Here is a 26594-nt window from a genome sequence, read left to right on the forward strand (position 1 = left end):
CATCCAGCATCGATACCAACGCGGTGTCCCAAAACCCTTAATGCGGCCTCCATCGCTGTGGATCGCACTGCCTGGGTATCAAATCCTTGATGCGTCATCATTCGGGATCTTTGGCTGTCCCACGCCCTGATCGGCCGGTGCGGCACGCACGGCACAGGCCCCGGCAGCGGTGAGCAGGCCGCACGCCGCCGGATCAGAGCGAAAAACGCTCACAGAAGAACGAAAAAGCGCGTCGAGATGCCGACGCTCTGCCTAAAGGCACGGATATACGAAGCCCTTGAACAAGCGCGACAAGCCTCTGGACAAAGCTTAACCATTCATTAACCTTAACCATAAGACCCGGATGCGCTCCGGCGTCGGGGCTAAGGGCGGTCGAGCATGTCGAGTGGGCAACTTTCTTTATCTCGTGACCCTGATCGCTTGCGCGATTTCGCTTCGCTCAGGGCGTTTGAACGATCACGAATCGACGGCGGGCGGATCCCGACGGAGCTGCCGGCGGCGCTCTATCCGGTGGTGGCGGATGACGTCAGCCGCGCCTTGACCAGCCTCCTCGGACTTGCGGTTCCGGGAAATTACACGGGGCTGACGGACGCGGTCATCGATCTGCTCAGGGTGCTGAAGGAGACCTTCAGTGAGCGGACATGGCGGGAAGCCGTGCTGCCGGCGGCCCGCGCGCATGCGCTGGCCAGCCTCGTTCACGAGTGCCCCTTCACGCGCCACTCCTTCACGAAGCCCCGTGGATACCCCGGAGATGCCGGGCTTCTCGACTTCGTCTATCGCCACCCAACCGCGCGGCCGTCACAGGAAGCCGCGACGGAGGCCGGGCGCACGGTCATGACGTTCACCGTGGGTGTGACGGCATGCGAAGCGGTGCGCCACCGCCGGTCCATCTTGGCCGGGAAGATCGACGAGGCCGCGGCACGCCGGGATCGACCCTCGATCTTGTCGGTCGCCAGCGGCCATCTGCGCGAGGCGGAACTCAGCATCGCCCTGACGGACGGACGGGTTGGGCGTCTCCTCGCAACCGATCAAGACGCTTCCAGCCTTGCGGTTGTCGATGGATACCGCAGCTCGATCTCGGATGCGATCGAGACGCGACAGGTCACCGTCCGAAACATTCTCTCGGAAAAGACGGACCTGGGCCGCTTTGACCTCATCTATGCTGCGGGGCTCTACGACTATCTCGATGCAAGGGTCGCGGCGCGCCTGACACGCATTCTCTTCGAGCACCTCAACGAAGGCGGACGGCTCCTCATTCCGAACTTCCTCTGGGGCGTCCCAGAGGAGGCTTATATGGAAGTCTTCATGGACTGGTACCTGTTGTACCGCTCCCGCGAGGAAATCGAGAGCTTCGCGCAGGACCTCGAGCCAGCCGAGGTCCGGCAGACGACCTACATAGAGGACGCGATGGGCGTGATCGGCTATCTCGAGATTGAACGCGTCTAGTAGCGAACCCGGCCTGATATTATCTAGCCGAGGCCTCAAGGCCTCTGTGCACAGCGGTGGAGGGGAAAATCTCTGGTATTGATTCCCCTTCCACTCGCGCGGCTGTGCCCGGCTTCCCGCCGGTGCAGCCCTGACCGACGAAGGCGATCTCGACGCTGTCGTCGGTGGCCGCCTGCACGGCCTTGGCCAGATGCTCGACCTGGGCACGGTCATCGGCGTTGGCCGGGGTGACGTGCAGGGCCAGGAAATGACCGAGCGTGTCCACCGCCATGTGCAGTTGCGAGCAGCCCTGCTTGCGCCCGGCCCCATCGTAGCCGTCCCGCTCGCCGCTCTCGGGCGTCGCCCGCAGCGTCCGGCTGTCGAGGATGACCGCTGACGGCTCGGCCTTGCGCCCGGCCACAAGCGTAGCACGGCGCGCAGGTCCTCGGCCCGTGGATCGAAGAAACCGGACGACAGCCAGCGTTGCGCCGGCTGGTAGACCGCCGCCCACGGCGGCAGCTCGTGAGGTCATCGGACACATCGGAGGGATAGGCTCTTCGAATCAGGCTCATGCCCGATCATCTCAGCCTCCCAGCCGACAGGTCCATGACAGCCTCTCGCACAGGATGATCGTTCGTCGATAAATCCGATCCGTACGCCGTTTCAGGCGAAGGCGGCCTCGCGGACCTCGAGCACGGTCAGGCGTCGGGTCTCGCCCGTCCGAGTGGCCCAATCGATGGACTGACCCTCGCTCAAGCCGATCAGGGCTGCGCCGATCGGGGTCAGGATAGAAATCTTGCCCTGCTCGATGTCGGCCTCCCCAGGGTAGACCAGCGTCACGGATTGCGTCCGACCCGTCGAATTGTCGCGGAAGTCCACCCGGCTGCCCATGCGTGCGAAATCGCGTTGAGCGGCCCCGCCCCGGACGATCTGAACCCGGTCGAGTTCGTCCGAAAGAAATGCGGCGACCTCCGGCGCGCGATCCATGGCGCTTGCCGCCAGTCGCGACAAACGTTCGTGGTCGTCGGCCGTCATCTTGATGCGCGGCTTCGCCGCAGCGAGGGAAACTTTTGTCAACTTCTTCGATCCTATTTGGGCGTTGTCGTACTACGCTGCACTAGGGCCTGGATCGTCCTCGACTTCTGGAGGAAGCAGGAGATCATTTTCGCTTTTTGCTGAGCTCGGCGAATACGGATAATTTCTGCGCGAAAACGGAAGCACGGTGCGTGAAGGCGGTGCCACGTCGGGCACGGAGATGGGCTGTTCTCGTTTCCTCGCCGTCTCACCTGCGTCGCCCGTAGGATGAGGTTCCGGATCGCGCTCAGGGGCATCCATAGATCCCGCCCCGATACTGCGTGAGAGCTGCCTATCCGGCCATCAGATCCGCGCATGTTCGTCGACGCGACTGACGCGTTCGCTTCACATGCCGGACGAAGGATTTGGTGTGGTGGTTGTCATGCGCTCTTGCCGCGGCAGCCGACAGCGTCTCGGCAAAACCCTCGCGCAATCCCCAAGCTCTGCGTACGCTGATGCGCCGCCGGCCTGGGGCTACTCGCCTGCGATCAGGCTACCTGCCCGAAACAGGGCACGGTTGAGAGTGACGGACCGGCACATGATCTTCAGAGCATCAGTGAAGTTGATGCACTTGTCAATTCGTTGGGAAAAGGCAATCGATGGCACCCAGCACCGCAAAACCGTCTTTCTTGGCCTGCTTGACAGCCCCATGGCTTAGCCTATGCTCCGTTAGATTATGCTGAACCGTCTTCAAAGCATTCGCCTTCTAGGGCGTGCGGGCAGCCTGCAAGCAGGCTCTTAAGCCCTGGCGCCTGGCTGGCCTGACAAGGCGCGGCCTGCTCCAGGGATGATCTCCAGCACTTCGTCCTTTTCGACGCGCAGGTCCCGAACGGGCTGCGCCGTCAGCCACTCTGCGCGGCTTGGCCGTGCGGAGCGGTCATGCTGTGAGGTGTTAGAATGGGCGCTGTTCGGAAACGTCCTCCGATTATGCTTCCAACCTACGACTTCGATCGTCTCGTCGCTTTTGGTCTTGCAGCGTATCAGCGCGGCGATCCTGATGCCGACTTTCTTCTCTCGGAACTCGACCGTGCGGTGACTTTCGCTGCTCCCCCGCCGCTGGGAGGGGTCGTGGCCGTCACTTGTCGAGTGAGCTATCGGCTTGACGATGAGCCGACGGTCCATGCGCGTCGTCTTGCGCATCCAAGCAGCGCGGTCGGCTCGGAAGAGGAAATCTCTGCCGCAAGCCCGCTCGGGGTTGCGATGCTCGGTCTCAGGAGAGGAGACCGCATGCCGTTTCGCGACAACGCTACGGGACGCGAGCATGTCGTCGAAATCGCAGATGTCGAGCCGCCCCGGTCCACGGATGACGCCGTGCCGCCCAGGCCATTCGATCGTCTTCTCCGCCGGTCTTCGCAGCCCGTGCCGGCAGCCGATCAGCTCTGAGTCTGACCGCATAATCGCGGCTGGAGCTTTGCAAAAATTTCAGCCCCACAAGACCTTGAGTGATGGCTGAGAGCCGCCGGCCCGCGCATGGCCGCATGACCGGCCTGGCCGGAGGCTCAGTAATTTTGCATGGGAGTTTCCATGGCGGCGACCAGCAGTGCCTCAGTACCTGAGCCTGCTCGCACCCGGATCCACCGGTCATGCTCGGCCATGTCTCAGATCAACGCTCCTCCATGGAGATGACGCCGGCGGCGGCGTCGCTACAGACGATCGGTGCCGGTCTCCGAACCAGCTTCATCGTGGCGCGAAGATCGTGATGTTGTTGTTGATCTGGTACGCTGCCGTCGGTGGGGTGTTGACGAGTCTCAGCCTGATGGGGCTCTCGCCGAGGATGGCTCCGAATGCGGGGGCGATCCTCATGGGAAAGCACCGAGACAGCGCCTCTAAGGCGGCATCCTCGGACCGTTTCCGCGCCTCCTGATCGCCCTTGAGCTGACGTGACGTGACGAGCGGTGGGCCCCGCATCCCCCCTGTCTTGTTCAGGCCGAAACGGAAGGCGATCTGCGAACCTTCCGTGTCTGCCGGCACCGTCCAGCAGGATGCCAGCGCGGCGCGGAACTCAGCCCAATTGTTGAATTGCGGGCGAGGAGGCCGTTTGAGCCCGAGCCAAAGTCAAAGGCGCTGCCGAAGCGCCACCTAAGATCACCGCGAGCGCTGTGAGGCGGGCCTGAAGCGTTTTCATTATGCTGCTCCGGTCTTGCGCAATCTCACACCGAGCCCACCATTATTCTACTCGCTGAAGATGGCGCCGGCGGCAACGCAACCGATCAAACGTCGGCCGACATGTAAGGCTGCCCCGCATCGACCAGCGCACGATCGACGGCTTCGATCGCCAGCAGGATGCGCGTGAGGTCTTCGGCCATCGAGACCGGCGCCAACGCGATCGCACCCATACGCTTGGCAATTGCGTTTCGCTGCCGCACGAGCGCCAGACGCGCGGCGTTGAGATCGTCCAGCTCGGTCGCGGACATATCGACTTCGTTCCTTTTGCGGTTGCAGGTTGCGATCGTCACCGCTCCCCAGGACGCACGCCGCGCTCGCTGCGTCGGAAGCCATTGAAGAAACGCGTCAGGGTGGCGACAACGCCGTCGCCTTCGGGCTCTAGGTCTGTTGCTTCACCGGCAGCATCCGCTTCGCTGAAGCGCTTGCCGGCCTCATATAGCACCTGCTCGACCAGCGGCGGCAAAGGTGCGCTGTGCTCTTCGAGGATCTGAGCAGCGCTCACAAGAGCTGTGAAGAGGTCCCGAGGTAGCCGGTGGTCGGTGATTTGCGTCTCTAGGATGCGCTCCGCAGCCAAGGTCGCCAATCTTCTCGGTCTGTGCGCTGACGCCTTCCATGTCGGCGAGTTCCTGGCCTTCGGTGTTCGCTGATGGCGCGTGCCCTTATGAGGTGCCGCCCGTGTCCATTCCCACCGAGCCGTCGGCACGATCGAGAACGCTGACGCGTGGACCGCGAACTCCGCCGCTCTGCAGCTCCCACGCATCGAGTGCCTCATTGGCTGCATCGATGATGTCGCGCGGTGTGCCGCCCGGGACTTCGGGTCGAATTGCCTCCACGAGACGAGTGAGGAGTGTCTGCTCCGTTTGAGGGTGCAACTCGCCCGATGCGTGGCGCATGTAGGCGGAGTAGACACTTTCAGCGATCGTCCGAGCCGTCTGATCAAGCGGTGGGGTATCCTGCTCCATCTCTCGCCTCCCTGCCGTACGGGCTTGTGCGAACCGCCGTTTCAGCCCGACTTGTTCTCAGCGACTCCGCCAGCACGGTGGGAGTTCCCACCGGCCCCAGTGATCCCATCGTGATTTGCCGAGCGTAGCTGCAATGGCGGGGAATGCGGCGACGGTGATGTTGGGCACCGGAGGCTACGAACGACACGCTGGCGCTGATCCCGGCAGCGCTGCACGGCGTCGCCCGCACCTGGCACTCGACTGGAGTACGCGGAGAACGGTCGTGTGGCTCGCAGTGATAGCATTCGGCCTATGCCTAGCAGCGAGGGGTAAAGGAGCCGACACCATCGATGATGCGTGGTAGGTTCAGCCGCATGTCAGATGAACAAATGCGCCTCGGCGCCCTGCACCACCAAGACGTAAGGGCAACCAAGGCCATCGAAGCGGCCGCAGATCGAGACGACCGCTACCGTCTGCTGGTCGAAGCGATCGTCGATTACGCAATCTATATGCTCGACCAACGCGGGTATATTGCGAGCTGGAACCCTGGCGCCCAACGCTTCAAAGGTTATACAACCGACGAGATCATCGGAGAGCATTTCTCCCGGTTCTACACCGCTGAGGATCGCGCGACGGATCTGCCGACCCGTGCTCTGCATATTGCCGCCACCGAAGGCCGCTTCGAGCAGGAGGGGTGGCGCGTTCGCAAGGACGGTTCCCTGATGTGGGCGCACGTGCTGATCGATCCGATCCGAAGCGAGGACGGCCAGCTTGTCGGCTACGCCAAAATCACGCGTGACCTGAGCGAGCGGAAGGCGACCCAGGAGGCTTTGCAGCAGAGCGAACAGCGCTTCCGCCTGCTCGTACAGGGTGTTCAGGACTACGCGATCTACATGCTCGACCCGCAGGGCAAGGTGTCGAGCTGGAACCGCGGCGCGCAACGCTTCAAGGGCTACACCGACGCGGAGATCATCGGGGAGCACTTCTCCCGGTTCTACACCGATGAGGACCGGGCGACCGATCTGCCAACTCGTGCCCTGCGGACGGCAGCGGACGAGGGGCGCTTCGAGGCGGAGGGATGGCGGTTGCGCAAGGACGGCACACGGTTCTGGGCGCACGTCGTAATCGACGCAATCCGCGGCGATCACGGTGAACTGGTCGGGTTCGCCAAGATCACCCGGGACATCACCGAGCGGCGCAACGTTCAGCAGGAGCTGGAAGCGACCCGCGCACGCTTCATCCAGTCCCAGAAGATGGAGGCAATTGGCCAGCTCACCGGCGGCGTGGCGCACGACTTCAACAATCTACTGGCGGTCGTGCTCGGCAACCTGAGCCTCGCTCGCAAGAGGCTGCCGAACGACCCGAAGCTGCGGCAGCTGATCGAGAACTCGATCCAGGCTGCCGAACGGGGAGCGGCACTGACCAAGCGCATGCTTGCCTTCGCGCGCCGGCAGGAGCTGGAGACTGGCCCCATCAACGTGCCGGACCTCGTGCGCGGCATGGCCGAACTGCTGCAGCGCTCGATCAGTTCCACCATCCTGGTCAACACGCAGTTCCCGCTGCAACTGCCGCTGGCCTTTGCAGACGCAAGTCAGCTTGAGCTGGCGTTGCTCAATCTGACTGTGAACGCGCGCGACGCGATGCCGGAAAGTGGGACGATCACGATTGCCGCCCGGGAGGAGCGAGTCGGCGCGGACGAGATCGCAGGCTTGGCGCCAGGACACTACGTTTGCCTGTCTGTGACGGACACGGGCACAGGGATGGACGCGGAGACACTGGCGAAGGCAACAGAACCCTTCTTCACCACCAAGGGCGTCGGTAAGGGCACGGGGCTGGGCCTCTCCATGATCCACGGCTTCGCCGAACAGTCTGGCGGCCGTCTGGTGCTCAAGAGCAACCTGGGCAGCGGTACCACCGCGGAACTCTGGCTGCCTGCCGCCGAGGGCGATCTCCTTCGCAAAGAAGACCATGCGCCGGCGCCGGAGTTACCGTCCCTGCATGCCCTCACGGTGCTGGTGGTGGATGACGACCCGCTGGTGCTGATGAACACCGGAGCCATGTTGGAAGACCTTGGTCATGAGGTGCTCGAGGCAACCTCGGGTGAGCAAGCGCTCCGCGTTCTACGACGCGCCGAGAGCATTGATCTGGTGATCACGGATCAGATGATGCCAGGCATGACCGGCGTGCAGCTGATTGACGCTCTCAAGGCCGAACGCGCGGATCTGCCGGTGATCCTGGCAAGTGGCTATGCTGAGTTGCCGGAGGATCGGCTCACGGGCATCGTGCGCCTCGGCAAGCCGTTCGAACAAGTCGATCTCGCACGCGCACTTGTGACGAGCCTCCGGCCAGAGGCGGAGATTGTGCCGTTCCGGCCCAAGCGAAGCTGACGCTGGCGCCGAAGTCTGCGTGAGTGAGAGGGCGGGGAGGAGCGTTATGTGGCGCTGCTCTGAACGATCAGCGGGAACCGCTAAACCGGCTTGGCTCGGTCAAAGGCGCTGAGCAGCTGCTCTGCCAGATAGGGCTTGGGCACGAACATGCCGTGGTCCGGCACATCGCGCGACGCCGGGCGACACCGCCCCGAGGTGATCACCAAGCGGATGTGCGGCCAACGCTCAGCAACCCGAGCAGCAAGCGCAAAGCCGTTCATCGATCCCGGCATCTCGATATCGGTGAACAGCACGCCGATGTCGCTACGGCTCTCCAGGATCTCCCAGGCCTCGTCAGCACACGCTGCTTCGATGACGGTGAACCCGGCGTCCTCCAGCATGTCGCTCGCCATCAACCGTACGAGGTTTTCGTCCTCGACAAGTAGGACCAGAGACGGGGAAACAGCGTGGGAGCGGGACATGAGGGGGAGAACGTCGGTCGGCTTACCGAGTTGCACGCAGGTTCGCGACGGAGCAGCGCATGCCACCAGCGTCACGCGACGTTGTCTGCATCGTACACCTCCACGACGAGGGACAGTTCATTGTGCGGGCCGGGGGTCGGCTGGAAACCCGGCGTCGTCGGGCAGGCCCGGACCGGGGCGGATAGGGAGAGCCCGACCGGGTCCGCGTTCCAGACCGGCGAGCCGGTCATCTCCAACCATCTTGAGGGCGAAAGCCGCATCCGCACGCCGGACGTCCTCCGCGAGCACGGGATCGGGCGGGCCATCAACCTACTGATTCAGGGCGAGGGTCAGCCGTGCGGCGTCCTTAGGGTGGACAGCCCGACCGACGGTCGGCTCTCGACCCAGACATTCGTCGCGTGATTGTCCAGGTCCCGCTGCGCAACCGAAGCGGTCATGCGTGCGCCTGATGACGAAGGGCTGCTCAATGTCGTGCAGCAGACATTGGGATGATTGTGGCTCGACAAAGAACCCTGAATTTCGCCGCACCCGTCGGCCTCGTTGCGGAGCGCAGCTGTTGGCCGAGGCATACAGCACTGCACAGGTGCGCCTTAGCTCGCACTGAAGAGGGTTGGGCCGCATTTCAGGCACGAGCGCGCACAGGGGCCGGGCGCTCCGTCGGCTTGAGGCGAGCGCGCCAGACGGAGCGCTGGACGAGATCTCCGATCACGCCCGCCAGTACTTCGGCAACAGCCTCGCTGCCACGGGTATTCAGCGTTCGCTGAGACACCACAACGGAGAGTCGCCAGGATGGTGTCGGATCGACGATGGGAATGGCGACCATCTCGCCGCGCTCGATCTCCGCAGCCAAGGCGAAATGCGGCATGATGGCCGCGAAGGCCTGAGCGCGCACGAGCTCCGCGATCGCCGGCAGGCTCTCGCAATCCGTTGCTGTCGGTGTGATGTCGTGGCGTGCCGCAAGTTGCTCGATCACGGTGCGCAGCACGTTCGGGCGACCGGGAAGCACGACTGGAAGCGCCTGCTGAAAGACCTGGCCGAACCTGATCTCGCGCCGCGCGGCCAGCGGATGAGAAGTGGGGACGATGAACATCAGGTCCTCGACCATCATCTCGGTCCAAGCCACGTGTTCGAACGCTTTGTGGTCGTAGAGCAGCGCGACGTCCAAGCGTCCGGACTGGATCCACTCGTCCAACGTACCGCTCATCGCCTCGACGATATGGAGACTGATGTTGGGAAGCGCCTCCGCCATGGCCCGGTGGAGTGGCAGAGAAAGACCACGGCAGGCTGAAGTCGGCAATCCGACCGAAATCCGTCCGCTCGGGCTCGTTGCCTGGGAGCGCATGACCTCCTTGGCCCGCTCGACCTCCTGCAGAATACGCCGCGCGTGTTCGTAGAACTTCAGCCCGAGCTCCGTGGGCGTAACCCCGCGGGCGTGCCGGAACAGCAGTTCGACACCGAGTTCGTCCTCAAGGTTGCGCATCTGTTGGCTGAGCGAGGGCTGGGCGATCCGCAGCACCTCAGCGGCCCGAGAGACGTTCCCGCTCTCCGCGATTTGCGTGAAGTACCGAAGCTGTCGGAGATCCATGGCAATCCTACCCGGGGCTTTTGTGAAAAGGCGCGGAACTCCACGCCTATGTCAAACTGCTCTAAGGCCGAGCAATCTGCGCAAACTATGTGCACCAGATATGATTTTTTTCTGCAAAAACAGCGTGTTAGCCAGCGATTGCTTCGCCAAGTCCCGCCTATGAACGAAGCTCATAGGTAATCCCAATAGCTCACATCGGAAATTGGTCTTTGATGCCTGTTGTATTGGTTGCGTAGCCTGACGGTCATCGCTTGAACATAGTGGCTGAACCCGAGCATCATCAGGGAATCGGAGCCCAACGCATGGTTGCGCCAAAGTATTTTCGCCGACTATTTCTGGTCGCGCCACTGGCTTTCACGATTCCTGGCTCGGCGCTTGCCCAGCAGGAGCCCTGCATCGGCAACTCTGCCGCCATCACCGGCCCGGCGGCCTTCACCGGCCAGGCCATCAGAATGGGCGCCGAGATCGCCCTTGAGGAGATCAATGCCAAGGGCGGTGTCCTCGGCAAGCCTCTGCGCTTCGTCCAGTATGACGACGCCGGAACGCCGCCGCGCGGCGTCGACAACACCCGGCGCGTCGCGCTGGCCGATAAGTGTGTCGTCATCCTCGGCGGTTACCACTCCACCGTTTCGGTGGCTCAGGTTGAGCCGGTCCATGCCATCGGCATCCCGTTCGTCGGCGTGCTCGCGGCCAACACACAGGCCATCGAGAACGGCCGTAATCCGAACTACATGTTCCGGGTATCGGCCAAGGACAAATGGGTCGCCCGCTTCCTCGTCGAGCAGGCCGCGAAGGTCTCGAAGACCGGAAAGATCGCACTCTTCTATGAGAATACAGGGTGGGGCAACGGTGCCGTGCCGGATGTGAAGGCGGCGATCGCAAAGGCCGGAAAGGAACTGGTCGCCACGGAGACCTTCAACTGGAACGATCAGGACATGACCGCGCAGGCGATCCGCGCGCGGGATTCGGGTGCCGACGTTGCCCTGTTCTGGGCTCTCGACCGCGAGGGCAACCAGCTCGTCCGCTCGATGGACAAGGTCGGCTACAAGCCCACCATCATCGGCGCCTGGGGCATCGCCGGCAATCTCGGCGAACTTGCCGGCCCGCTCGCCAATGGCGTCCAGGTCGTGCAGACCTACAGCTTCATGGGCGACCTCGACCATAAAGGCCAAGCGCTCTGGCAGAAGATCCAGACGAAGTACGGCCTGAAGGATCCATCGCAGATCAAGATGGGCTCCGGCATCGCCAACACCTACGACGCCGTTCATATCGTGGCCCAGGCCATCGAGAAGGCCGGTGCCTACGATTGGAAGAAGGTCCGCGAGGCGCTTTATCAAGTCAGATACGAGGGCTTGGTCGCGAAATACGATCCGGCCTTCGATTCCTCTGACCCGGAACGCCAGGACGCAATTCTGCCGAGCGAATACAAGCTGACGGTCTGGTCCGACGGCAAGCTCCTGCCGATTGCGCAGACCCCCTACGGCAGAACGAACTGACGGCAGACGCGTCCCCTCCCTCTTCGAACGGTGGGGCCGGGGCGGCTCGTTCGGATCCCGATCGCCGGGTCGCCCCAACTCCACTGAACGCCTGTCCGCTTCACACAGGGAACTCTCGCGGCAGCCATGACGACCGCCCTGCAATATACGCTCTCAGGCCTCGCGATCGGGGGCATCTACGCCCTCGTCGCACTCGGCTTCCACATCATGTGGTCGGCCGCCAAGGCCGTGAACTTCGCCCACGGCGACACGCTGATGATCGGCGCAGTCCTTGCCGTGATGGGCATTGATGCCGGCTTGCCGCTGCCGCTCGCTTGCCTCCTCGCCATCCTGGCCGGGGCCTTGTTCGGCGTTGTGCTGGAGCGTTTCGCGGTGCGGCCTTTCATCGGCTCCAACGCCTCGATCGGCTGGATGCTGACCACGATCGCGGTCGGCATCATGGCCGAATCCCTTGCCACGATGCAGTTCGGCGGCTTCTCGCGCCCCTTACCCTCGCCTGGCGTTGCAGGAGCGATCTCGATTCTCGGAGCGGGCGTCTATCCGCAGGAACTCGTCATCCCGGCCGTCGCACTGCTGGCAATGGCAGGCCTCTACGCGATGCAACGGCACACGCTCGTCGGGAGAGCGATGCAGGCGGTCGCCCATAACCGCCAAGCGGCTGCCCTGATGGGCATCAACGTCGACCGGATCGTGATGTTCTCCTTCGGCCTCGCGGCCCTGTTCGGCGCAGGGGCAGGCGTGCTCGTCGCCCCCGTGATCCAGGCTTCCGCCAGCATGGGCGTCCTCCTCGGGCTCAAGGGCTTCGCGGTCGCCATCATCGGCGGAATCACCAGTGGCCCCGGCGTCGTCCTGGCCGGCCTCGCCTTCGGGGTCATGGAGAAGTTCGTCGAGGGCTACGTTTCGACCGCGGCGCGGGAGATCGTCGGCTTCAGCGCGATGATCCTCGTCCTCGTCGCCTTCCCTCAGGGTCTGTTCGGCCGCCGGGAGATCTTCAAGGTATGAAGGCCCTCTACACTCTCGGCTTCGCGCTGCTCGCGGCCATCCTCGTTGTCGTGCCGCTCACCTCCGGCAACGAGTACGAACTGCGCTTGTTCATGCTGTTCCTGATCTACGGCGTGATCGCGGTCGGCCTGAATGTCCTCGTCGGGCTCACCGGCCTCGTCTCTCTCGGCCAAGCCGGACTGTTCGCGCTCGGCGCCTATACCGGCGCGATCCTGGCGATCCGGTTCAACCTCGACCTCGTCCTCGCAAGCATCGGCGCGGCGGTGGTGGCCGGGCTTTTCGGCGCGGCGCTCGCCTATCCGAGCGTGCGGGTGCGGGGCGTCTATCTCGCGGTGGTGACGATCGCCTTCGGCCTCATTGTCGAGAACGTTGCCATCGAGTGGCAGAGCCTCACCGGCGGCACGACGGGGCTCAGCGGCATCCCCGGCCCGAACCTCTTCGGATATCCGCTCTCGGGCTACGCCTTCTACGCCGTGCTCGCCATCACCCTCTTTCTCGCGACGCTGGCGACGCACAACCTGAAGCACTCGGGCTACGGACGCGCGATGCTGGCTGTCGCCCAGAGCGAGACGGCCGCACGCAGCCTCGGCATCGGCGCGACGGGGATCCGCACGCTCGCCTTCGCGGTCGCAGCCATGACAGCGGGGATCGCGGGCAGCTTCTACGCCTTCCTCAACGCCTACATCTCGCCCGACATTTTCACCTTCTCGGATTCCGTCCGATTCCTGCTGATGGTGATCCTGGGAGGAGCCGCCTCGACCTTCGGACCGGTCGTCGGCGCCTTCATCCTGACCTATCTGCCGGAGGTGCTGCAGCGCTTCGCCGAGTGGCAGAAATTCGCCTACGGCGCCCTGCTGCTGGCGGTGATGTTCGGCCTGCCCGGCGGCATCCTGGGCACACTGGGCCAACTCTACGCCCGTCTGCGCCCAGGCCCGCGTGGGGTCGACCCGAGCCAAGGCATGCCCGCCGCCGAGCTTCTGGCGGGCCGCAAGCCTGCCGGCCTGGAGACCCACAGCCTCACCGTTCGCTTCGGCGGGCTCACGGCGCTGAGCGCTGCGAGCGTTCGGGTCGCCCCGGGCGAGATCCACGCTCTGATCGGCCCGAACGGAGCCGGCAAGTCGACCTTCGTGAACACGATCTCGGGCTTCTACCGCCCGAGTGAAGGTGGCGTGCAACTCGACGGGACCGATCTCGCCGGCATCAAGGTTCACGGCATTGCGCGGCTCGGTCTCGCCCGCACTTTCCAGAACACCGAGCTGTTCGGACAGATGACGGTTCTGGAGAATGTCATGGTGGGTGGCTTCGCCCATCACGGCTACGGCTTGCCGGGAGCGATCCTGCGCACGCCCCGCTTCCGCCGCGAGGAGGCCGACTGCCGAGCCGCCGCAATCGGCCTGCTTGATTTCGTTGGGCTCAGTGAGGCGGCCAACGAGCAGGCCCGCTTCCTGCCCTTCGGCCATCAGCGCCGGCTGGAGATTGCCCGGGCCCTCGCCACGCGTCCCCGTCTGCTGCTTCTCGACGAGCCCGCCGCCGGGCTCACCACGCAGGAGATCGACGAACTGGAGGCCATGATCCGGAAGATCGCGGGACTCGGTGTCTCGGTGCTGCTCATCGAGCATCACGTCGACCTGATCATGGCGGTTGCCGACACCGTGACGGTGCTCGATTACGGCCAGGTCATCGCGAGCGACCGTCCGGAGACGGTGCAAGCCGATTCGCGGGTGATCGAGGCCTATTTCGGCGGCCCGTCCGCCATCCTCAACGAGGAGGCCGCCTGATGACCGATACGCCACTCCTCTCGGTCGAGAACCTCGAAGTCCGCTACGGCGCGGCAACCGCGCTCCGCGGTGCGAACCTGACCGTGCAGCGCGGCCAGCTGGTCGCCGTGATCGGCAATAACGGTGCCGGCAAGACCTCGCTGATGCGCGGGATCACCGGCCTCGTACGACCGAGCGGCGGCCGCGTTCTGTTCAAGGGCGAGGAGGTCACCCGGCTGCCCGCCCATGCCAAGGTCGCCCGCGGTCTCGCGATGGTGCCCGAGGGACGCCTGATCTTCCCCGACCAAACCGTCGAGGACAATCTGATACTGGGTGCCTACACCCATGGCGGCCTCAAGACCGCACAGGCGAAACGGACGCTGGAGCGGGCGCTCGCGCTCTTCCCGCGCTTGCGCGAGCGGCTGCGCCAGCCTGCCGGCAGCATGTCGGGCGGCGAGCAGCAGATGCTCGCCATCGCCCGCGGTCTGATGGCCGAACCCGACCTCCTCGTGATCGACGAACTCTCGCTCGGCCTCGCGCCCCGCGTCGTCGAGCAACTCATTGGCGTCTTGCGCGACCTCAACGGCCAAGGCCTCACCATTCTTCTCGTCGAGCAGCTCGCATCCTACGCGCTCGCCATCGCCGACCACGCCTACGTGGTGGCGCAGGGGCGCACGGTGCGGGACGGCCCGAGCGGGCTCATCGCCCGCGACCCGGAGGTCATGGAGACCTTTCTCGGCAAGAAGAAAGCCGCCTGAGAGCGGCATCCCGCCGAACCCGAAACGGCACGGCACCGGACGGTGCCGTGAACGATCCGTCACGCCCGAAAAGGACCCGCCATGCCCCAGCGCGTCGTCGACTTGAGCCTCCTGATCGAGGACAACATGCCGGCCCACAAACTCTTCCAGCGGCCGGTGATCACCACGCATCTCAGTCACGAGAGCTCGGCCGCCCTCAATCTCGGCGTGCCGGGCGACGCGATGACCTTCCAGACGAACTTCATCGCGATGCTCGACCACGTCGGCACCCATGTGGACGCCTTCCGGCATGTCGATCCGAACGGCCAGCCCATCGACGAGATGCCGCTGGAGCTGTTCATGGGCAAGGCGGTCTGCTTCGACCTGCGGCACATCCCCGACCTAGGCGACATCACGGTCGCCGACATGGAGGAGGCGCAAGCCAAGAGCGGCGTCAAAGTCGACGGCCACATCGTCCTGCTCTGCACCGGCTTCCACGCGCGTAACTATCCAAGCCTCGACTCGGTGTGGAAGAACCCGCTGCTGACCGTGGAGGCCACCCAGTGGCTGCATGAGCGCGGCTCGAAGATGCACGGTGTCGAGGGGCCCTCCACCGATAAGCCGAGCGACAACATCTTCGCTCAGCATCGCCTCTGCCGTGAACTTGGTATCAGCCATTGGGAATGGCTGGTGAACCTGGAAGAGCTTCTGGGCAAGGGCGAGGTGCAGTTCTTCGGTGTGCCGCTGAAGTTCAAGGGCGGTTCCGGCTCGCCGGTCCGCGCATTCGCCCTCGTCAACGACTGACGCCATTGCGGCGCCCCCTCGGGCGCCGCGCCTCCGTTGCAGAGAGTGGAGCGATGACGAGCGACTTCGACTTCATGACCGCGCTTGAGCTGCGCCGCCTGATCGCGGCGCGCGCGATTTCGCCGGTAGAGCTGACGGAGCGCGCCCTCGCGCGTGCCGAGGCGAGCCAAGCCTCCTTGAATGCCTTCTGCCACCTGATGCCGGAGGAGGCCCGCAGCGCCGCGCGCCGGGCCGAGGAGGCTGTGATGTGCGGCTCGCCCCTAGGGCTGCTCCACGGCCTGCCGGTCTCGGTGAAGGATCTGATCGCGGTGGGCGGCCAGCCCTACGCGTCCGGCTCGCGGGCCATGGCGAGCAATGTCGCCGCCGCCGATGCCCCCGCCGTCGAGCGCCTGCGTGCCGCCGGCGCCATCATCATCGGGAAGACCACCACGAGCGAGTTCGGAGCCAAGCCCGTCGGCGACTCGCCGCTCACCGGCATCACCCGCCATCCCTGGGATTTGGCGAAGACACCGGGCGGATCGAGCGCCGGCGCGGCCGCCTCGGTGGCAGCCGGGATCACGCCCTTCGCACTCGGCACCGATGGCGGCGGCTCTCTGCGCATACCTGCAGCGCTGACGGGTCTCGTCGGGCTCAAGGCGCAATTCGGGCGGGTTCCGGTCTGGCCGACCTCGGCAACGCCGACGCTGGCCCATGTCGGCGCGCTTGCTCGCAACGTCGCCGATGCCGCCTTGCTGACAACGGCGGTCGCCGGCCACGATCCGCGTGATCCCTTCGCCGTGGTCGGGCCCATCCCGGACCTTTTGGGCGCGGCAAAGGCTTCTGTCGCCGGCCTGCGGGTCGCCTGGAGCGCGACGCTCGGCTACGCACGGCCCAACCCGGAGGTCGCCGCCATCGCTCGTGCCGCTGCGATGGCGCTGGCAGACCAGGGCGCGATCGTGGAAGAGGTCGAGACCGTCTTCGAATCCGATCCAGCCGCTCTCTGGACGGCCGAGTTCTACGCCGGCATCGGCACCCGCCTGCGCGGCGTTCTCGAAAGCCGCCGCGATCTCTTGGACCCCGCCGTCGCCGATGTGCTCGACGCCGCCCTCGCCCAGGAGATGCGCGCCTACTACGAGACCGTTTTCGCGCGCTACGCGCTGCGGGACCGGATGGTCAGCTTCTTCAACGGCTACGATGTCCTCGTGTCACCGACACTGCCGATCTCGTCCTTGGAAGCAGGCAGGAACATCCCGGAGGGACTGGAAGATCGCAGTCTCGTCTCCTGGGCCTTCTACACCTATCCCTTCAACCTCACGGGCCAGCCCGCGGCCTCCGTCTGCGCGGGAATTGCCTCGGACGGAATGCCCGTCGGCCTCCAGATCGTGGGCCGCACTCTCGGCGAGTTCGACGTCGTACGAACGGCCGCGGGGATCGAGCGGACGAAGTCGCCGGGCTATAATCTTCGTCCGCTTACAGAGCCGTGAGGGGCAGCTGCGGCGAGGATGGTAGGGGCAAGCTCTGTTTCCGGCGAAGCGATTCCGAGCAGCGTTGCTGCTGCGCCTCCGGATCGTGCGAAGGCAATCTTCGGCAAACGCTCCGTGTCAGCCATTGTGATGACGACGAGGCAAGCCGTGCGCGGGAAGATGTCCCGTGCGGCACCGCTCACCGGCACCAGATCGACGATCGCTGGCCCACGCCCTGGCTCGGCAGGGATTGGGATTGAGGCAGTTAGAGCTGTGTCCGGCAGCGAGCGGGTGCGTGCCAGATGGGCTTGCACCTGTGCCTGCGCCGACTGGTGAGTCACGACGAGCCCATTGAGGCCGTCCTGGGCCAGCGCCTGCATCAGAGCCCGGAACCCGCCATTGCATGCGATCAGGCTGCCTCTGCGTGACACCGCAGCCGCGGCGAGGCCCAGCGCTTCAAGGTCATCGACGGCCGCCTCATAGCGGCTCCGGGAGTACCGCGCCGCCAGCAGGGCTGCGCGGGCCAGATGAGGTCGGTAGAGGTCACGGTGCGCGGCCTGCTCTCGTAGGAATGCCCCTTGCGTGTGGCGCCGCTCGATGCTGACGACGAGGGTATTGCCATTTGGTACCGCGATGGCTGTGCAGAAGTGCCACCCACCGCCGATCCGACGCATGTAGTCATACTGCCGGCACAACGGGACGGGCAGGCATTCGCAAACCGACAACCATGGCACTCCCCGCCGACAAACACGCTGCTTCGCCAAAATTTTTGGTCACTGAAGTCAACGAGTTAGGCGGGAGATCACCGACAAACTTCCCGCATGCGCACAACGGAAAACGCCCTCCACCCGATCCGGGTGGAGGGCGCTCGGCCGCGTGACGTGGCGCTTCGGCTCGAGCCGGGTTCAGCGCGGGTCGGGCGGGCCTTCGCCCTTGCCGACGAAGGGGATGCCCTCGATCGGACATTCCTCGGTGCCGACGCTGGAGCGGGTGATGGCGCGCACCGCGTCGCGGGTGCCGTCGGGGTCCTCGATCCAGCGGCGGTAGAAGTCGTAGGGGCATTCCGACATTCCGTGCCGGTTCTCCTTCGAGTTGATCATGCCGGTGTAGCCGCGGTGCAGCAGCTTGAAGAGGTGGTTCTCCGACTGGCCATGGGCGCGGAAATCGCGGATCAGGAACTTCGAGAGTGCGGCGTACTGGATGCCCATCTCCTCCTCGCCGCACTCGCCCAGCGTCCGGCCGTCGAAGCCGATGATCGCCGAGTGGCCGAAATAGCTGTAGACGCCGTCGAACCCGGCGGCGTTGGCCACCGCGACGTAGGTGTTGTTGGCGAACGCCATCGCCTTCGAGATCAGAACCTGCTGTTCCTTGGCCGGATACATGTAGCCCTGGCAGCGGATGATGAGTTCGGCGCCGCGCATCGCGCAGTCGCGCCAGATCTCGGGATAGTTGCCGTCGTCGCAGATGATCAAGCTGATCTTGAGGCCCTTCGGGCCGTCCGAGACGTAGGTGCGGTCGCCGGGATACCAGCCCTCGATCGGGGTCCAGGGCATGATCTTGCGGTACTTCTGCACGATCTCGCCCTGGTCGTTCATCAGGATGAGCGTGTTGTAGGGGGCTTTGCGCGGATGCTCCTCGTGACGCTCGCCGGTGAGCGAGAACACGCCCCAGACCTTGGCCTTGCGGCAGGCGTCGGCGAAGATGTCGGTCTCCGCACCGGGGATGGAGGAGGCGGTCTCGTACATCTCGCCCGCGTCGTACATGATGCCGTGGGTCGAGTATTCGGGGAAGATCACGAGATCGAGGCCCGGCAGGCCGGCCTTCATCCCGATGATCATGTCGCCGATCTTCTTGGCGTTTTCCAACACCTCGGCCTTGGTGTGCAGCCGGGGCATCTTGTAGTTCACGACGGCGACGCCGACGCTGTCCTGGCTCGACGAGATATCACCGTGCATCATGGCGGTGTTTCCTCCGGTTGGTGTGAGGGGAGGGCCCGTCGCGCGAGCCCCCTTTCTTGGCGCTCGAGCCGTGCCCGACCAGCTTGGGTCGGATCACGCCTCTATCCTCTTGTTGTGCCGCGCTTTCTTTCGACGAACCGGAACCCACTTCGTCGGAAAGCGCTCTAGGCGAGGGCTAGCCCGGAGCGAGGCCGAGCAGGGTGCCGAGCGGGATGACGAGGGTGGCGCCGGCGTAGAAGCCGTCCTTGGCGCGCCGCGCGGTGAAGGGGTTCCAGAACGAGTTCGGGTTGACCACATACTGAACCACCGGCTCGATGATCACACCCGCGCCGACGTCGAAATGCGCGTTGGCCTCGAACACGAACTTGTCGCGCGAGTACGGGGCGCCCGAGCCGCCCGAGATGAAGTTCGCGTCAGACAGGAACTGCGTGTAGTTCTCCGACAAGCGCTGCCAGTTCATCTTCAGCCCGTAGCTGTCGTTGGGCCGGCTCTGGTCGGGCGCGTCGAGGCGTACGCCGACGAACGAGTTGAAGCGGATCGGCACCGTCGGGTCGAAGGAATAGCCCGTGCCGGTATAGAGCGAGATTGACGTCGGGTGCGGGTTGGCGACCAGGCCGCCATCGGCGCGCCAGACCGTCTGCGTGCCGGTGAGCACGATGCCGGACGTGCCCGACTTCTGCAGCACCGGGGCGCCGGGGTTCAGGCCCTTCGAGGTGCCGAACACCGTCTTGAAGTTGTCGTCGTGATCGGCCGTGTTGAAGAAGCCGGTGAGCGAGGCGCGGCCGGGATAGGCGGTCATGGTGTAGTCGGTCTTGGTGCCGATCTCGGTCATCACCAGCGCGCCCGAGAGCCGCTCGTAGCCGAAATCGTAGCCCGACAACGCGTTGGTGCCGGGGTTCACCGAGAAGGCGCCGGCCTGGACGTAGCTGGTGGGCGAGAGCTGGTAGGCGGCGTTCGCGCCCCAGACCGCGTAGAGCGGCGAGGTGAAGCCGGCATTGATGTAGAACAGGTCCTGGAAGCAGGAATTGATCGAGTTGCACGGCGGCAGGCCGTAGTAGCGATCGGGGTGGGTGCGGCCGACCTCGATGACGAGGCGGTCATCAAGCAGCTTCTGCTGGTAGGTGAGCAGCGAGAGGCGGTTGTTGTTGGGGTTGAACGGCGGCTGGTAGCCCACCGTGGTGTCGCCGATATCGGCGGCCATGTTGAGGTTGCGGACGTTGCCGAAGAAGGTCTGCGTGAACTTGATGGTGCCGCCACTGATGTTGGCGATGCGCTGCATGTCGGCGGTCATGGAGAGGACGAAGTAGGTCGAGTTCGACTGCTCTCCGGTGCGCAGGCCGGCGGAGGGGTTGGCCTGGTAGAAGTTGTAGATGTTGATGTCGAAGGTGAGCCCGCGCTCGGCCATGTGGGTGGCCCAGGGCGCCAGCGGGCCGACGCGGACGGGATCGCTGGGTTTCTCGGCGATGCGCGGATCGGTGCGCGGCTGGGTTTGATCGTTGAACTGGCCCACCGGCGAGGGCTGCTGCGCGGAGACGCCAGTCGCCGTGGTCAGGCCTGCCGCCAGCAGGGCTCCGGCCGTTCCGATTCTCACGCCGCGGCGGCGTCTGGCCCGTGTCTGTGTCATTCGCTCAAGCATCGTCAGTCCCCAACCCGTCCTCTGCACCGGCCTGCGCACAGGGTTCGTCCCGCTTGTCGTGTCGCGGCCGGCGGCTCCCTCGCGGAGCTGTTCTTCGGTTCGATCCATCCTTCCGGATGTGGAGCGGCGGGCACACCGGGCGCCCGCCGCCGAGACGGCCGTTCGATCAGTGGCTGATCATCCAGGGCCGCGCATTCGGGAAGCTCTTGGCCGCCGCGGGTGCGGCGGACGTCTTCTTCGGCGAGCAGCAGCCGCAGCCGGCCCCGTGGGCACCGGAGCGCCGCGGTTCGTGGCGGCTGCGCTCGTTGGTGGCGTGGGCGGCCTTGAGGCCGGCATCCATGCCGGAGATCCGCGGGGCGGTGAGGAAGGCGCGCTGGCATTCCCCGCCGCAATCCGGGCAGTCATGCGGGTCCTTGAACTGCGCCATCGGGCGCAGCACCGTGAACGGACCACAACTCTCGCAGGCGTAATCGTAGACCGGCATCTCAAGCACTCTCAGGCAAAATGTGTGCGGTTTGCCGCCCGGAGAGGGCGACAAACCAAGAGATTCAGAGATCCGGCGAGAGCGGCATCTGGATCGAGCCGTCGAGGAACTTCGTCGGCCCGGCCTCGGACGGGTTGATGTCGAAGTCGAAGATGCCGGTCGGAATCCAGAGCGTGGCGCAGGCGTTCGGGATATCGACGACGCCGGAGATGTGGCCCTGGACCGGGGCGGTGCCGAGGATCGAGTAGGCCTGGGCGCCCGAGTAGCCGAACTTCTTCAGGTACTCGATCGCGTTGAGGCAGGCTTGGCGGTAGGCGACCGTGACGTCGAGGTAATGCTGCTTGCCGTACTCGTCGACCGAGACACCCTCGAAGATCAGGTGATCGTCGTATTTCGGGGTGATGGGCGACGGCTTGAAGATCGGGTTCTTGATCCCGTACTTCGCCATGCCGTCCTTGATCAGGCTGACCTTGAGGTGAACCCAGCCCGCCATCTCGATGGCGCCGCAGAAGGTGATCTCGCCGTCGCCCTGGCTGAAATGCAGGTCGCCCATCGAGAGGCCGGCGCCGGGCACGTAGACGGGGAAGTAGATCTTCGAGCCGCGCGACAGATCCTTGATGTCGCAATTGCCGCCATGCTCACGCCCCGGCACCGTGCGGGCGCCCGTCGCCGCGGCGTTGTCCTTCGCGTCACCCTTCAGCCGCCCCATATGCGCGGTCGGCCCGAAGGGGAGGGTGGCCAGCGCCGGCACCCGGCTCGGGTTGGTGTCGTAGAGCGCCTTCTCGCGGGTGTTCCAAGTCTCCAGCATCTTCGGATCGGGCAGACAGCCGATCAGGCCGGGATGGATCAAGCCGGGGAAGCGCACGCCGGGCACGTGGCGCGACTTGGTGAACATGCCCTCGAAATCCCAGATCGACTTCTGCGCCTGGGGGAAGTGCTCGTCGAGAAAGCCGCCGCCATTGTTCTTCGAGAAGAAGCCGTTGAAGCCCCACTGGCTCTCGGGCTTGGCGCCGATATCGAGCAGATCGACCACGAGCAGGTCGCCGGGCTCGGCACCCTCGACGCCGATCGGGCCGGACAGGAAGTGCACGATCGACAGGTCGATGTCGCGCACGTCGTCGGCGGAATCGTTGTTCTTGATGAAGCCGCCGGTCCAGTCATAGGTCTCGACGATGAAGTCGTCGCCGGGCTTCACGGTCGCGACCATCGGGATGTCCGGGTGCCAGCGGTTGTGCACCATGTCGTTGTCGTAGGCCGATTGCGTGAGATCGACCTTGATCAGGGTCTCGGGCATTTCCTTTACTCCTTTACTGTCCGGATTTTTGGCAGCCGTCCCCGTTGCGTGTCCGGTGTTGGTCCGGCCGCCCCCGTGGATCGTTGTTGTCGTTCTTCGTTCATCCGGCGCGGGTTCGGCGCCGGATCGGTTCGGGCGGGTCGCCGGGGCGCCCCGCTGATGGCTCAGCTGGCGAGCAGCTCCTTCAGCGCCGCATCCAGCACCTTGATGTCTTCGGGCGAGGTGCCGGGGCCGCCGGCGAAGTGGCCCCAATAGGTCTCGACCGTGCGCAGCTCCGCGTTCGGCATGTGCTCGACCTCGATGGCGCTGTCTTCGGGTGGGAAATACAGGTCGGTCGAGGCCGGCATCACGAAGGCTTTTGCCTTGATCGCGCCGAGCGCCTTCTTGAGATCACCGCCGTAGAGGTCGTTGGCGGAGATGTCGCCGTTCTGCCAAGTCCAGAGCATGGCGAGCAGGTTGTTGGCGTCCTTTTCGAGCAGCCAGCCTTCCCAGAAGCCGACGAGGAAGTCTTCGAGCGAGGCGTAGCCCATCTGCTTCAGGTCGGCCTCGACCCGGTAGAAGGTCTGCGAGAAGCCCCAGCCGGCATAGACCCGGGCTGCGGCGCGCAGGCCCTTCTGCGGTTGTTCGGCATAGAACCCATCGGCAAAGGCGGCATCCGCCTGGAGCGCCGCCTTGACGCCCTCCAGGAAGACGAAGTTGTGCCGCGAGCACTTGGCCGAGCCCTGGAACGGCAGGATGCGCTCGACCATGTCCGGGAAGATCGCGCCCCAGTGGAAGGTCTGGAGCGCGCCCATCGACCAGCCGGTGACGAGCTTGATCCGCTTGATGCCGAAGACCTCCGTCACCAGCCGGTGTTGCTGCACCACGTTGTCGTAGGCCGTGACCTTGGGAAAGCGCGGCCCGTTGAAGGGTGCCGGCGTGTTGCTCGGCGAGGACGACAATCCGTTGCCGAACATGTTCGGCACGATGATGAAATACCGGTCCGGATCGAGCGCCTTGCCCGGCCCGATCAGCCACTCGTTCTCGAGATGCGTGCCGGAATACCAGCACGGATAGACGATGACGTTGTCCTTCGCGGCGTTGAGCGTGCCGTAGGTCTTGTAGGCGAGCCGCGCACCGCGGATCGTCTGCTTCGACTGCAGGACGATGTCGCCGAGCTCGAAGATCTCGTAATCGGCCATCGCGAAGATCCTCAGACCGAGAGGAAGCGGGCGACCTGCGCCTCGTCGATGTCGGCACGCAGACTCTCGTGGACGATCGAGCCGTTCTCGATCACGAGAACCCGGTCGGCCACGTCCATGGCAAAGCTCAGCACTTGCTCCGAGACGACGATCGACAGACCGCGCTCGTCGCGAATCTTCTTCAGCGTACGCCCCATTTCGCGAATAATCGAGGGTTGAATACCCTCGGTCGGCTCGTCGAGAAGCAGAACCTTCGGCTTGCTGGCAAGCGCCCGGGCGATGGCGAGCTGCTGCTGCTGGCCGCCCGATAGGTTGCCGCCGCGACGGCCCTTCATCTCCAGCAGCACCGGGAACATCGTGTAGAGGTCCTGCGGCACCTTGCGCGAGCCAGTGACGGTAAGGCCCGTCTCGATGTTCTCCTGCACCGTCATGGTGGAGAAGATCATCCGGCCCTGCGGGACATAGGCCAGCCCCTTGGCCACGCGGGCATGGCTCTTCAGGCTGGTGACGTCGGTGCCGTCCACGGTGATCGTGCCGGATTTCGTCGGCACGATGCCCATCAGCGTCTTCATGAGCGTCGACTTGCCCATGCCGTTGCGGCCCATCACGGCGACGATCTCGCCCGGCGCGACGTCGAGGTCGATGCCGTGCAGCACTTCGCTCTGGCCGTAAGCCGAGTGGAGGTCGGAGATCGACAGCATGGCTTGGGTGCCCGGCATCACCGGCGGCACGAGCGGGGAGGGGGAAGTCTGGAGCATGATCCGTTCGCCCTCAGTGGCCGAGATAGACTTCGATGACCTTCGGGTCGTTCTTGACCCGCTCCATCGACCCTTCGGAGAGCACCTTGCCCTGGTGGAGCACGGTGACGCGGTGGGCGATGTCCTCGACGAACTTCATGTCGTGCTCGATGACGAGCACCGAGCGGCCCTTGATGATCTGGTTGAGGAGTTCGGCGGTCTTGATCCGCTCGCCGACGCTCATGCCGGCCACCGGCTCGTCGAGCATCAGCAGCTCCGGGTCCTGGATCAGCAGCATGCCGATCTCGAGCCACTGCTTCTGGCCGTGGCTCAGGAACTCGGCCCGCTCGTCGAGCTGGTCCTTGAGGAAGATGGTTTGGGCGATCTCGTGGATGCGGTCACGCACCTCGGCGTCGCGCTTGAAGGTCAGCGCCCCGAACACCGAGCGGCCGCGGGGGAACGAGATCTCGAGATTCTCGAACACCGTCAGGTCGTCGTAGATCGAGGGCGTCTGGAACTTGCGGCCGACGCCGGCCTGGACGATCGCGCTCTCGGAGAGCTTGGTCAGCTCCTGGCCCTTGTACTTGATCGAGCCGGCGCTGGCCTTGGTCCGCCCGCAGATCAGGTCGAGCACGGTGGTCTTGCCGGCGCCGTTGGGGCCGATGATGACCCGGATCTCGTCCGGATCGACGTAGAACGACACGTCGTTGACCGCCTTGAACCCGTCGAAGGAGACGGTCAGCGCCTCGACCGCCAGCAGGAAGTCCTTCTCGTCGGCGGGCGTACCGATAGGGGCGGATGAAGGAAGGATGGCCGCGTTCATGGGTTTCGTCCTCACTCGGCCGGGGTGCCGTGGGGCAGGGCGGGGCCGGCGACGGGGGCCAGACCCTTGGCCTTGCGGAACAGGCGGGGTTCGATGTGCTCGCGCCAGATGCCGGCGAGACCGTTGGGGAAGATCAGCACCACGGCGATGAACAGGCCGCCGAGGCCGAACAGCCAGAGGTCGGGGAAGGATTCGGAGAAGCTCGTCTTGGCCCAGTTGACCAGCAGCGTCCCCCAGACCGCGCCGAAGAGCGAGAGGCGCCCGCCGACCGCGGTGTAGATCACCATCTCCACCGAGGGCACGATGCCCACGAAGGAGGGCGACATGAACCCGACCTGGAGGGTGAACATCGCCCCGCCGATCGCCGCGAAGGCGGCCGCGAGGCAGTAGGCGAACACCTTGAAGCCCGCCACCGAGTAGCCCGAGAACCGGACCCGGTCCTCCTTCTCGCGCATGGCGACGAGAATGCGCCCGAGCTTCGACTTCTTCACGTACTGCGCCATCAGGATGCAGCCGATCAGCAGGCCGCCATTGACGAAGTAGAGGACGAACTTCGCGCTATCCTGGCGGATGTCCCAGCCGTGGAGGGTGCGCAGATCGGTGATGCCGTTGATGCCGCCGGTGTAGCCCTGCTGGCCGACGATCAGGATCGTCAGGATCGCGGCGATGGCCTGGGTGATGATGGCGAAGTAGGTGCCGCCGACGCGGCGCTTGAACATCGCCACCGAGATGAGGAAGGCGAAGGCCACCGGCACCGCGACGACGAGGAGCAGCGTCAGCGGCAGGCTCTGGAACGGGTGCCAGAACCAGGGAAGCTCCGTGATCTGGTTCCAGTCCATGAAGTCGGGAATGCCCGGCGTCGACTGGATTTTCGTGTTTTCGACGCTGGACGCCTCCAGCTTCAAGTACATCGCCATGCAGTAGCCGCCGAGGCCGAAGAACACGCCCTGGCCGAGCGAGAGGATGCCGGCATAGCCCCAGCAGATGACGAGGCCGAGGGCGACGAAGGCGTAGGTGAGGTACTTGCCGACGAGGTTGAGGCGGAAGCCGTCGAGCACGAGCGGCAGGACCACCAGGATCACGCCGGCCAACAGCGCGAGGCTGACCCACTCGACCGGCTTCATGAAGGGGTTGTCGTTGACGGTGACCGCCTTCGACAGGGACTGCATGGGACTTGTCTTCTGGTTCGTCATCGGGGCGCGCT

At 64.9% G+C, this 26594-nt stretch carries 24 protein-coding genes and 1 pseudogene; 9 read left to right on the forward strand and 16 right to left on the reverse strand.

What is annotated here, in order from left to right; all coding sequences use genetic code 11:
- Positions 1–378 precede the first annotated feature (378 nt).
- Positions 379–1446 (forward strand): hypothetical protein, encoded by a 1068-nt coding sequence (locus MSPGM_RS16800; RefSeq protein WP_004446612.1) that lies wholly within the window; start codon positions 379–381, stop codon positions 1444–1446.
- A 40-nt stretch (positions 1447–1486) separates the two neighbouring features.
- Here the strand turns inward: MSPGM_RS16800 and MSPGM_RS16805 are convergent.
- Positions 1487–1953, reverse strand: a pseudogene (locus MSPGM_RS16805) (transposase); the annotation flags it as partial.
- A gap of 135 nt (positions 1954–2088) precedes the next feature.
- Positions 2089–2502 carry a nucleoside diphosphate kinase regulator gene (rnk, locus tag MSPGM_RS16810; RefSeq protein ID WP_004446610.1) on the reverse strand — a complete coding sequence of 138 codons (414 nt, stop codon included), beginning with the start codon at positions 2500–2502 and terminating at the stop codon, positions 2089–2091.
- Between the two features lie 894 nt (positions 2503–3396).
- On the opposite strand from rnk, the gene MSPGM_RS16815 reads away from it, so the two are divergent.
- Positions 3397–3882 (forward strand): GreA/GreB family elongation factor, encoded by a 486-nt coding sequence (locus MSPGM_RS16815; protein ID WP_080577050.1) that lies wholly within the window; start codon positions 3397–3399, stop codon positions 3880–3882.
- Between the two features lie 827 nt (positions 3883–4709).
- On the opposite strand, the gene MSPGM_RS16820 is transcribed toward MSPGM_RS16815, so the two are convergent.
- From MSPGM_RS16820 to MSPGM_RS16830, 3 genes are all read right to left on the reverse strand, one after another.
- The gene (locus MSPGM_RS16820; protein WP_004446607.1) at positions 4710–4913 is read right to left on the reverse strand and encodes a hypothetical protein; all 204 of its coding nucleotides are present in this window, start codon (positions 4911–4913) and stop codon (positions 4710–4712) included.
- A gap of 38 nt (positions 4914–4951) precedes the next feature.
- Positions 4952–5239 carry a hypothetical protein gene (locus tag MSPGM_RS16825; protein WP_261925717.1) on the reverse strand — a complete coding sequence of 96 codons (288 nt, stop codon included), beginning with the start codon at positions 5237–5239 and terminating at the stop codon, positions 4952–4954.
- 85 nt (positions 5240–5324) lie between these two features.
- Complete coding sequence (locus tag MSPGM_RS16830; protein WP_004446601.1) at positions 5325–5627, reverse strand: hypothetical protein; 303 nt, start codon at positions 5625–5627, stop codon at positions 5325–5327.
- Positions 5628–5995: 368 nt separating this feature from the next.
- Here MSPGM_RS16830 and MSPGM_RS16835 point away from each other — a divergent pair, with 368 nt between their 5' ends.
- Positions 5996–7993, forward strand: coding sequence for a PAS domain S-box protein (locus MSPGM_RS16835; protein WP_315974084.1), 1998 nt, complete (start codon positions 5996–5998; stop codon positions 7991–7993).
- 80 nt (positions 7994–8073) lie between these two features.
- On the opposite strand, the gene MSPGM_RS16840 is transcribed toward MSPGM_RS16835, so the two are convergent.
- Together MSPGM_RS16840 and MSPGM_RS16850 are read right to left on the reverse strand one after the other, a co-directional pair.
- Positions 8074–8454: a response regulator gene (locus MSPGM_RS16840; RefSeq protein ID WP_012254625.1), complete on the reverse strand. Its 381-nt coding sequence runs from the start codon at positions 8452–8454 to the stop codon at positions 8074–8076.
- 622 nt (positions 8455–9076) lie between these two features.
- Positions 9077–10039, reverse strand: a complete 963-nt coding sequence (locus MSPGM_RS16850) for a LysR family transcriptional regulator (RefSeq protein WP_004446592.1) — start codon at positions 10037–10039, stop codon at positions 9077–9079.
- A 302-nt stretch (positions 10040–10341) separates the two neighbouring features.
- Here MSPGM_RS16850 and MSPGM_RS16855 point away from each other — a divergent pair, with 302 nt between their 5' ends.
- From MSPGM_RS16855 to MSPGM_RS16880, 6 genes are all read left to right on the forward strand, one after another.
- Positions 10342–11535, forward strand: coding sequence for an ABC transporter substrate-binding protein (locus MSPGM_RS16855; RefSeq protein WP_004446591.1), 1194 nt, complete (start codon positions 10342–10344; stop codon positions 11533–11535).
- 126 nt (positions 11536–11661) lie between these two features.
- Positions 11662–12537 (forward strand): branched-chain amino acid ABC transporter permease, encoded by an 876-nt coding sequence (locus tag MSPGM_RS16860; protein ID WP_004446590.1) that lies wholly within the window; start codon positions 11662–11664, stop codon positions 12535–12537.
- Positions 12534–14315, forward strand: a complete 1782-nt coding sequence (locus tag MSPGM_RS16865; protein ID WP_209688438.1) for an ABC transporter permease subunit — start codon at positions 12534–12536, stop codon at positions 14313–14315. Before MSPGM_RS16860 ends, MSPGM_RS16865 begins: the two co-directional genes overlap by 4 nt.
- Positions 14315–15052 carry an ABC transporter ATP-binding protein gene (locus MSPGM_RS16870; protein ID WP_004446587.1) on the forward strand — a complete coding sequence of 246 codons (738 nt, stop codon included), beginning with the start codon at positions 14315–14317 and terminating at the stop codon, positions 15050–15052. The genes MSPGM_RS16865 and MSPGM_RS16870 overlap by 1 nt, the downstream gene beginning before the upstream one ends.
- A gap of 81 nt (positions 15053–15133) precedes the next feature.
- The gene (locus tag MSPGM_RS16875; RefSeq protein WP_004446585.1) at positions 15134–15835 is read left to right on the forward strand and encodes a cyclase family protein; all 702 of its coding nucleotides are present in this window, start codon (positions 15134–15136) and stop codon (positions 15833–15835) included.
- Between the two features lie 53 nt (positions 15836–15888).
- Positions 15889–17298, forward strand: coding sequence for an amidase family protein (locus tag MSPGM_RS16880; protein ID WP_004446583.1), 1410 nt, complete (start codon positions 15889–15891; stop codon positions 17296–17298).
- Here the strand turns inward: MSPGM_RS16880 and MSPGM_RS16885 are convergent.
- From MSPGM_RS16885 to urtC, 9 genes are all read right to left on the reverse strand, one after another.
- A complete protein-coding gene (locus MSPGM_RS16885; protein WP_245265563.1) occupies positions 17268–18002 on the reverse strand; it encodes a hypothetical protein in 735 nt (244 codons plus the stop codon). The two genes, MSPGM_RS16880 and MSPGM_RS16885, sit on opposite strands and share 31 nt — an antisense overlap.
- 180 nt (positions 18003–18182) lie before the next feature.
- Complete coding sequence (locus tag MSPGM_RS16890; protein WP_004446579.1) at positions 18183–19235, reverse strand: aliphatic amidase; 1053 nt, start codon at positions 19233–19235, stop codon at positions 18183–18185.
- A gap of 175 nt (positions 19236–19410) precedes the next feature.
- Positions 19411–20871, reverse strand: coding sequence for a carbohydrate porin (locus MSPGM_RS16895; RefSeq protein WP_004446578.1), 1461 nt, complete (start codon positions 20869–20871; stop codon positions 19411–19413).
- A 166-nt stretch (positions 20872–21037) separates the two neighbouring features.
- The gene (locus MSPGM_RS16900; protein WP_004446576.1) at positions 21038–21355 is read right to left on the reverse strand and encodes an FmdB family zinc ribbon protein; all 318 of its coding nucleotides are present in this window, start codon (positions 21353–21355) and stop codon (positions 21038–21040) included.
- A gap of 64 nt (positions 21356–21419) precedes the next feature.
- Positions 21420–22649: a formamidase gene (gene fmdA, locus MSPGM_RS16905; protein ID WP_004446573.1), complete on the reverse strand. Its 1230-nt coding sequence runs from the start codon at positions 22647–22649 to the stop codon at positions 21420–21422.
- A gap of 164 nt (positions 22650–22813) precedes the next feature.
- The gene (locus tag MSPGM_RS16910; RefSeq protein WP_004446571.1) at positions 22814–23830 is read right to left on the reverse strand and encodes an alpha/beta fold hydrolase; all 1017 of its coding nucleotides are present in this window, start codon (positions 23828–23830) and stop codon (positions 22814–22816) included.
- Positions 23831–23841: 11 nt separating this feature from the next.
- Positions 23842–24531: an urea ABC transporter ATP-binding subunit UrtE gene (gene urtE, locus MSPGM_RS16915; protein ID WP_041929281.1), complete on the reverse strand. Its 690-nt coding sequence runs from the start codon at positions 24529–24531 to the stop codon at positions 23842–23844.
- A 70-nt stretch (positions 24532–24601) separates the two neighbouring features.
- Positions 24602–25390 (reverse strand): urea ABC transporter ATP-binding protein UrtD, encoded by a 789-nt coding sequence (urtD, locus tag MSPGM_RS16920; RefSeq protein WP_004446567.1) that lies wholly within the window; start codon positions 25388–25390, stop codon positions 24602–24604.
- A gap of 11 nt (positions 25391–25401) precedes the next feature.
- A complete protein-coding gene (gene urtC / locus MSPGM_RS16925; RefSeq protein WP_003599200.1) occupies positions 25402–26583 on the reverse strand; it encodes an urea ABC transporter permease subunit UrtC in 1182 nt (393 codons plus the stop codon).
- Positions 26584–26594: the final 11 nt, after the last annotated feature.

This window comes from Methylorubrum sp. GM97, from assembly GCF_024347855.1.
GTDB classification, from domain to species: Bacteria; Pseudomonadota; Alphaproteobacteria; order Rhizobiales; family Beijerinckiaceae; genus Methylobacterium; species Methylobacterium extorquens.

Bases quoted from the DNA above. Each gene is read 5' to 3' on its own strand.
- MSPGM_RS16800 (WP_004446612.1), top strand. From the start codon at position 379: ATGTCGAGTGGGCAACTTTCTTTATCTCGTGACCCTGATCGCTTGCGC.
- MSPGM_RS16815 (WP_080577050.1), top strand. From the start codon at position 3,397: ATGGGCGCTGTTCGGAAACGTCCTCCGATTATGCTTCCAACCTACGAC.
- MSPGM_RS16820 (WP_004446607.1), bottom strand. From the start codon at position 4,913: ATGTCCGCGACCGAGCTGGACGATCTCAACGCCGCGCGTCTGGCGCTC.
- MSPGM_RS16830 (WP_004446601.1), bottom strand. From the start codon at position 5,627: ATGGAGCAGGATACCCCACCGCTTGATCAGACGGCTCGGACGATCGCT.
- MSPGM_RS16835 (WP_315974084.1), top strand. From the start codon at position 5,996: ATGCGCCTCGGCGCCCTGCACCACCAAGACGTAAGGGCAACCAAGGCC.
- MSPGM_RS16840 (WP_012254625.1), bottom strand. From the start codon at position 8,454: ATGTCCCGCTCCCACGCTGTTTCCCCGTCTCTGGTCCTACTTGTCGAG.
- MSPGM_RS16850 (WP_004446592.1), bottom strand. From the start codon at position 10,039: ATGGATCTCCGACAGCTTCGGTACTTCACGCAAATCGCGGAGAGCGGG.
- MSPGM_RS16855 (WP_004446591.1), top strand. From the start codon at position 10,342: ATGGTTGCGCCAAAGTATTTTCGCCGACTATTTCTGGTCGCGCCACTG.
- MSPGM_RS16860 (WP_004446590.1), top strand. From the start codon at position 11,662: ATGACGACCGCCCTGCAATATACGCTCTCAGGCCTCGCGATCGGGGGC.
- MSPGM_RS16865 (WP_209688438.1), top strand. From the start codon at position 12,534: ATGAAGGCCCTCTACACTCTCGGCTTCGCGCTGCTCGCGGCCATCCTC.
- MSPGM_RS16870 (WP_004446587.1), top strand. From the start codon at position 14,315: ATGACCGATACGCCACTCCTCTCGGTCGAGAACCTCGAAGTCCGCTAC.
- MSPGM_RS16875 (WP_004446585.1), top strand. From the start codon at position 15,134: ATGCCCCAGCGCGTCGTCGACTTGAGCCTCCTGATCGAGGACAACATG.
- MSPGM_RS16880 (WP_004446583.1), top strand. From the start codon at position 15,889: ATGACGAGCGACTTCGACTTCATGACCGCGCTTGAGCTGCGCCGCCTG.
- MSPGM_RS16890 (WP_004446579.1), bottom strand. From the start codon at position 19,235: ATGATGCACGGTGATATCTCGTCGAGCCAGGACAGCGTCGGCGTCGCC.
- MSPGM_RS16895 (WP_004446578.1), bottom strand. From the start codon at position 20,871: ATGCTTGAGCGAATGACACAGACACGGGCCAGACGCCGCCGCGGCGTG.
- MSPGM_RS16900 (WP_004446576.1), bottom strand. From the start codon at position 21,355: ATGCCGGTCTACGATTACGCCTGCGAGAGTTGTGGTCCGTTCACGGTG.
- fmdA (WP_004446573.1), bottom strand. From the start codon at position 22,649: ATGCCCGAGACCCTGATCAAGGTCGATCTCACGCAATCGGCCTACGAC.
- MSPGM_RS16910 (WP_004446571.1), bottom strand. From the start codon at position 23,830: ATGGCCGATTACGAGATCTTCGAGCTCGGCGACATCGTCCTGCAGTCG.
- urtE (WP_041929281.1), bottom strand. From the start codon at position 24,531: ATGCTGTCGATCTCCGACCTCCACTCGGCTTACGGCCAGAGCGAAGTG.
- urtD (WP_004446567.1), bottom strand. From the start codon at position 25,390: ATGAACGCGGCCATCCTTCCTTCATCCGCCCCTATCGGTACGCCCGCC.
- urtC (WP_003599200.1), bottom strand. From the start codon at position 26,583: ATGACGAACCAGAAGACAAGTCCCATGCAGTCCCTGTCGAAGGCGGTC.